Origin of the sequence: Mesorhizobium sp. M7A.F.Ca.AU.002.02.1.1 (genome assembly GCF_003998535.1) — a bacterium.
Lineage (GTDB): Bacteria > Pseudomonadota > Alphaproteobacteria > Rhizobiales > Rhizobiaceae > Mesorhizobium > Mesorhizobium ciceri.
Map to the genome: position 1 here is coordinate 1 of NZ_RZPB01000354.1, position 6185 is coordinate 6185.

The following is a 6185-nucleotide window of genomic DNA, read 5'->3' on the forward strand; positions in this document are numbered from 1 at the left end:
ATACCGGGCCAATGGCGCACATTGCCGACATCCATGTGGACGAACGGCGAACCCGATGACGGATAGTAGCCGACGCCGCCGCCCTGCATCTTGAGGCCGATGTTGCGCAGCTTCTTCAGCGGCACGCCGGGAATATAGAAATCCATCGCCTTGCCGAGCATGTGCTGGCTCTTCTCGGCCACGCCCCTGCTGCGGCTGCGCAGCATCGAGTTCGTCGACGGCGAGCGATAGCCGCAGACGACCTGGATATAGTCCGTGGCACCTGCTTCCCGATACGCCTCCCAGACGAGATCCAGCAGGCGCGGATCCATCTTGGTTGGCTCGTTGCGACGCCAGTCGCGCAAAATGATGTTGATCTTGCGGAGACCCTCGGGAACGTAGCGGCCGTTGCGCTTGTAGACGATCTCGGCCTTCTCATGGGTGTGGAGATGATAAAGCTTCAGCGACCGTGTTTCGGCGCTGGCTCCGCTCGCAGCCGCGGCAACAAAACCAAAAGCGACAACCAACACTGCCAGCCACTTCGGCCAGACGCTCAAATGATGGTGCCGCCTGTTTGTGTGTCGTTCGATTCTGTTCAAATCAAAAGGCCTTGCAGGCTGCCGTTTGTCCCCGGATTTGTCCAAACGGATGTGGCATTAGCACACCCGAATATCGATCCTAATGGTTAATCATCGCTTATTGAAGCCGAAATGCGGTAACACCGTGGCGATATCCCGTCAAAAATTGTTCACAAGGTTTCTTGGTAAACCGCTGGTTTAGATCGGATTTTCGCCTTCGCCCCAAACACGATCTGTTACCGTTAGCCTTAATGCGTGAACAGAGCTGTCCACGAGACAGCCACAATGCCGCCGAAACGGCGATACAAGGCCCGTTGTGGCATTGCAAGCTGGCGCCGGCCTTGTGGCAAAGCCGGAAGCCGGGCCAAAGCTCAGCCCGGCATCGCCCTTAGGAGGCTAGTCGATCGACGCGGCCTGTCTCCGGATCGATGCCGTGTTCCTTGAGCTTGCGATAGAGCGTCGAGCGGCCGATGCCGAGTCGGCGGGCGACTTCGCTCATCTGTCCGTTGTAGTGATCGATGGCAAGCTTGATCATCTCGAGTTCGACATCGGCAAGTGCCCGCACATTGCCGCGCTCGTCGAGCGCCCGCAACGTGCCGAAGCGAGGCTGCAGCCTTGCCGGCGGATCGAACGCGATTGCCGGGCCGCCCTCGCCGGGCAAGGCTTCGTCATCGCGCGCCTGCAAAGGCAAGGACGGCGACGGCGCGTCGCCATCCATATCGAGGTTGACGGTGCCTTCCACTTGCGCCCGGATCTGCGGGAAGTCCTCCGCGGTTAACATATAGCCTTCGCAAAGCACCGAGGCGCGAAAGACGGCGTTTTCGAGCTGCCGGATGTTTCCGGGCCAGTCATAGGCCTGCAGCACCGCGAGCGCTGCCGCCGAAATACCTTGCAGGCGACGGTGCGGGTCGGCCGGCGCGACCTTCTCCATGAAATGGGTGACCAGATATGGGATGTCGTCGCGGCGGTCGCGCAGCGGCGGCACGAAGATCGGATAGACGTTCAGCCGGTAGAACAGATCCTCGCGGAACTTGCCGTCCTTGACCTGCTGCAGGAGGTTGCGGTGCGTCGCCGAAATCAGCCTGATGTCGACCCTGACGGTCGAGCGCCCACCGACCGGGTCGACCTCGCCGTCCTGGACCGCACGCAACAGCTTGACCTGCACGTCGAGCGGCAGGTCGCCGATCTCGTCGAGAAACAGCGTGCCCGAATGCGCTTCGACGAACTTGCCGGTGTGCTTGTCGGTGGCCCCGGTGAACGAGCCCTTCTCGTGACCGAACAGGATCGATTCGACCAGATTGTCTGGAATGGCGCCGCAATTGACGGTGACGAAGGGCTTCGTGCGGCGGTCGCCACTGCCCTGGATGGCGCGCGCCACCAGTTCCTTGCCGACGCCGGACTCGCCCTCGATCAGGATCGGAATGTTGGATGCCGCCGCTTTCTGGCCAAGACGGATCACCCTGTCCATGGCCGGGCTGTGCGTGATCATGTCCTTGAAGGTCAGGAGGCCGCCGCGCCGGCGCGATGTGCGCTTGACCTCGCCCTCGACGGCCTCGACCTTGAGCGCATTGCCGATCGATGCCTGCAGCCTGTCGGGAGACGCCGGCTTGACGACGAAATCGAAGGCGCCATGACGCATCGCCGAAACCACGGTCTCGATTCCGCCCTGCGCGGTTTGCACGATCGCCGGCACGTTGATGTCGCGCTCGCGCATCGCCTTCAGCACGCCGATACCGTCGAGACCGGGCATGACCAGATCGAGGATGACCACCGACACCTCGCGGGCGCCGGGTCCATCGAGGATGTCGAGAGCGGCCGCGCCGCCGTCGACCACGATTGCGCTGTAGCCGAACCGCGTCACCGCCGCTTCGAGCAGCCGGCGTTGCACCGGATCGTCATCGACTATGAGTATGGAACCTGTCATGACTGGTGTGACTGCCCGCCCGAGGAATTCTGCCCTGTGGACCATCTTGGCACAGGGTTCTAAATAAGGTTTCAAAAAACCCGGTGAATGAATTCCTTAGGATTTGACCGGCTTCTCGTTTCTCCTTGAACCTTGGCCACGGAAGGTGTCGGCAATGCATAGGGATTCTGGGCACATGGTTTCCGCACGGCGGCTGGCGGCGCCGGCGTCGGGTCAAGGCGCGGCCGAGCTGGGCGACCTGCCGGAATGGAACCTTGCCGACCTCTATGCCGGCATGGACGCGCCGGAGCTGAAGCGCGACATCGCCAAGGCCGCCACCGATGCGACCAGTTTCGAGAGCCGCTGGAAGGGTACGCTGGCCGCCGAAGCCGAGCGCGGCGGCGCCGGCAGGCTGGGCGAGGCGCTTGTCGCCTACGAGGCGCTGGAGGAACTGATCGGCCGCATCGTCTCCTATGCGGGACTGGTTTATGCCGGAAACACCGCCGATCCCCAGCGCGCCAAGCTCTATGGCGACATCCAGGAGAAGATGACCGACGCCAGCGCGCACCTTCTGTTCTTCGCGCTCGAACTCAACCTGATCGACGATGCGTCGATCGAAGGCGCGCTCGCCGGCGATCCCGCCTTCGGCCACTATCGGCCATGGGTGCTCGATCTGCGCAAGGACAAGCCTTACCAGCTCGAGGACCGCGTCGAGCAGCTCTTCCACGAAAAGTCGATCACCGGACGCGGCGCCTGGAACCGCCTGTTCGACGAGACGATGACCGACCTTCGCTTCCACATCGACGGCGAGGAACTGACGTTGGAGCCGGCGCTGAACCGTCTGCAGGACGCCGACGGCGAGGTGCGCCGCCGGGCGTCCGAGGCGCTGGCCACGACCTTCCGCAAGAACTTGCGCACCTTCACGCTGATCACCAACACGCTGGCCAAGGACAAGGAGATATCCGACCGCTGGCGTGGCTTCGAGGACATCGCCGATTCACGCCATCTGGCCAACCGCGTCGAGCGCAGTGTGGTGGACGCCTTGGCCTCCGCCGTTCGCGATGCCTATCCGCGCCTCTCGCACCGCTACTACGCGATGAAGGCACGCTGGCTGGGCATGGAGGTGATGAACCATTGGGACCGCAACGCGCCGTTGCCGGATACGCCCCAGGCGATCATCGGCTGGGACGAGGCCAGGAACACCGTGCTGTCCGCCTATCAGCGCTTTTCGCCCGACATGGCCGAGATCGCGCGAACCTTCTTCGACCGCAACTGGATCGACGCGCCGGTGCGGCCCGGCAAGTCGCCTGGCGCCTTCGCGCATCCGACCGTACCGTCGGCGCATCCCTATGTCCTGCTCAACTACATGGGCAAGCCGCGCGATGTGATGACGCTGGCGCACGAGCTTGGCCATGGCGTGCATCAGGTGCTGGCCGGCGGCCAGGGTGCGCTGATGGCCTCGACGCCGCTGACGCTGGCCGAGACGGCATCGGTCTTCGGCGAGATGCTGACCTTCCGCTCGCTGCTCGACCAGACCACCGACCGGCGCGAGCGCAAGGCCATGCTCGCCCAGAAGGTCGAGGACATGATCAACACGGTCGTGCGCCAGATCGCCTTCTATGAATTCGAGCGCAAGGTGCATGCCGAACGCAAGAACGGCGAACTGACCTCCGACAGGCTCGGTCAGTTCTGGCTCGAAGTGCAGGCCGAAAGTCTGGGTCCCGCCATCAAGCTGCGCGAAGGCTACGAGGTGTTCTGGACCTACATCCCGCACTTCATCCATTCGCCCTTTTATGTCTATGCCTATGCTTTCGGCGACTGCCTGGTGAACTCGCTTTACGCGGTCTACCAGAACGCCGAGCGCGGCTTTCAGGACAAGTATTTCGAAATGCTGCGCGCCGGCGGCACCAAACATCATTCCGAGCTTCTGGCGCCCTTCGGGCTCGACGCCACCGATCCCGCCTTCTGGCAGATCGGACTTGGCGTCATCGGTGGCCTGATCGACGAGCTGGAAGCGCTCGACACTTGAAATGCGCCCCCAGGCGTCGCTCTAACAGTTTAGCCGGAATGCATGTTGGGACAGCTCTACTATCGCCCTAAATATCTGTTCTTGAAGTACTCTCCACCGAAGTTTTCCGATAGCTTTCCACAAGCTCTATGATAGCCTTCGCTCCAAGCTCAGCCGGAGCGCATGCGGATCGGCGAGGAGAAATCTCAGCCGGCCGTGGCGCTCAGGCGAACGCGACAACGGCCGTTGGCCATGGGCAAGCAAAGCCGATCGCCGACAGCTCGAACCGAAGCCGGCTGTTCTGCTTACCGCGGAACCACCAAGAGTAGTCCTTCGCCGAAGATCATGACCCACGGCAGACGGATCTGACTGGAGAGAGACAATGGGCACTTTTTTCTACGTGGTCCTGGCGTTCCTGATAGGCGTATTGGTCGGCTGGTTCCTTTGGGGGCGCCTGCGCGGTGAACTCGACAGCTTGCGCGGCGATCTCGACCGTACACGCAGCGAACGCGACAGGCTGCGCACCGACAGCGACCGCCTGACCGGCGAACTCGATGCATGCGGCACGACCCGCGCCGACCTTGAGCGCCGGCTGCGCGAAGCGTCGGCCGCACCTGCCGCCGGAAGCAGCGCGGCAAAACCGGCAAGCCAGGCGCCGGCGGCCCTGATGTCGACCCCCGCGACGGCCAAATCCGCCACCACAAAGCCCGCGACGGCCAAACCGGCCGCTGCGAAAGCGGTCTCTGCCAAGCCGGCGGCGAAACCCGTCGCCACCAAAACCTCGGCTCCAGCCAAATCCGCAATGAGCAAGCCTGCAACAGTCAAGCCTGCAACAGCCAAGCCTGCAACAGCCAAGCCAGCATCCGGAAAGCCCGACAATCTGCGTCGGCTGATCGGTATCGGTCCGGTCAATGAGAAACTGCTCAAGGCACAAGGCGTCACCAGCTTCGCCCAGATCGCGTCCTGGACAGCGGCCGATATCAAACGGATCGAGGACGTCATGAATTTCGATGGCCGCATCGCGCGCGAACGCTGGATCGAGCAGGCCAAGCTGCTCGCCGCCGGCAACGAGAAGGAATTCGCCAAGCAGTTTCCAACAGCCGGAACCTCCAGCAACAGCTGATCGCCAGGCACGACCTGAAGATTGCAAGCGGCGGCGCCATATCGGCGTCGCCGTTTGCTCTTGGTTCCTGAGTTGGCCCAAAGGTCGGCTTTAAGAGGCAGCGTGCCGTTCCCTCGATTGCGCGCGGGCGGCACCCCATATAGAGCGGTTGATGGCTTCATTGACCGCAGCATTCGGTGCCCATGTCCCTGCCCGCCGCAATTTTTCGCAATGACAAAAGCGCGCGCCAGCTCGTTTTCGACCGGCCGGCCGATATCATCGTGGCGCACGATGCAGGCGATTTCGGGCCGGCTCTGGAAGCAGCACAAGCCGCGCATGATGCAGGCAAATGGCTTGCCGGCTATTTCTCGTATGAGGCGGGCTACCTGCTCGAACCCAAGCTCGTTCCCCTGCTGCCGAATGGACGCCGCGCCCCACTCGTGTGCCTTGGGGTTTTCGATGCCCCGGTCGAACAGGCGGTGCCGCCGCGCAATATGGCGGCGACCAATGGCCCGATCTTCGACGCCCGTGCGACGTGGTCGCCCGAGGATTATGAAAAACGCTTCTCGCGGCTGCACCAGCACATCCGGCAAGGTGATTGCTACCAGGGCAATC

General features: G+C 62.7%; 4 protein-coding genes and 1 pseudogene. 3 read left to right on the top strand and 2 right to left on the bottom strand.

Translation table 11 applies throughout. The annotated features are described in order from the left end of the window. On the bottom strand, window positions 1-536 hold a 536-nt coding region (locus EN879_RS20770; protein ID WP_127274215.1), incomplete at its 3' end, for a DUF882 domain-containing protein. Between the two features lie 409 nt (window positions 537-945). Continuing rightward, complete coding sequence (locus EN879_RS20775; RefSeq protein WP_063168940.1) at window positions 946-2481, bottom strand: sigma-54 dependent transcriptional regulator; 1536 nt, start codon at window positions 2479-2481, stop codon at window positions 946-948. A 175-nt stretch (window positions 2482-2656) separates the two neighbouring features. On the opposite strand from EN879_RS20775, the gene EN879_RS20780 reads away from it, so the two are divergent. The 3 genes and pseudogenes from EN879_RS20780 to EN879_RS20790 all read left to right on the top strand — a co-directional run. Beyond that, a complete protein-coding gene (locus EN879_RS20780; RefSeq protein WP_063168941.1) occupies window positions 2657-4489 on the top strand; it encodes a M3 family oligoendopeptidase in 1833 nt (610 codons plus the stop codon). A 361-nt stretch (window positions 4490-4850) separates the two neighbouring features. Continuing rightward, window positions 4851-5591, top strand: coding sequence for a proton-conducting membrane transporter (locus tag EN879_RS20785; protein ID WP_127274216.1), 741 nt, complete (start codon window positions 4851-4853; stop codon window positions 5589-5591). A 182-nt stretch (window positions 5592-5773) separates the two neighbouring features. Then, window positions 5774-6185: pseudogene (locus EN879_RS20790) on the top strand (aminodeoxychorismate synthase component I); the annotation flags it as partial.